Origin of the sequence: Flavobacterium potami (assembly GCF_020026915.1) — a bacterium.
Lineage (GTDB): Bacteria > Bacteroidota > Bacteroidia > Flavobacteriales > Flavobacteriaceae > Flavobacterium > Flavobacterium potami.
Genome location: NZ_JAINUY010000031.1, coordinates 1 through 291, shown reverse-complemented (window position 1 = coordinate 291; position 291 = coordinate 1). Strand labels below are relative to the sequence as shown.

Genomic DNA, 291 nt, shown 5'->3' with positions numbered 1-291 from the left:
CAACTTCAGGAACTGGTACTTTCGTTTACAACGGAACTACTTATACTGCGGGAGAAGTTATTCCTGTAACAAAAGGTTCTTCGAACGGCCAGTACATCGGAACAACCGGCGGTGCGCATGATATCGTGTTCACAGTTACAAACCAGGATGCTAAAACAAAATCGGCTACTGTAAAACTGACTTACATCAACAATGATTTCACATTGTCTAGTTCAGGGGACGGTTCTCTAAATGTAAATGCTTCTAAAGCTTTCAATCTGTTCTTGTCTCAGCAGACTGCAGACAATACTA

1 protein-coding gene is annotated in these 291 nt (G+C 41.6%); it reads left to right on the top strand.

The genetic code is table 11. The annotated features are described in order from the left end of the window. A partial coding sequence (locus K6T82_RS24150) for a hypothetical protein (RefSeq protein WP_223711579.1) occupies positions 1 to 291 on the top strand: 291 nt, incomplete at both ends.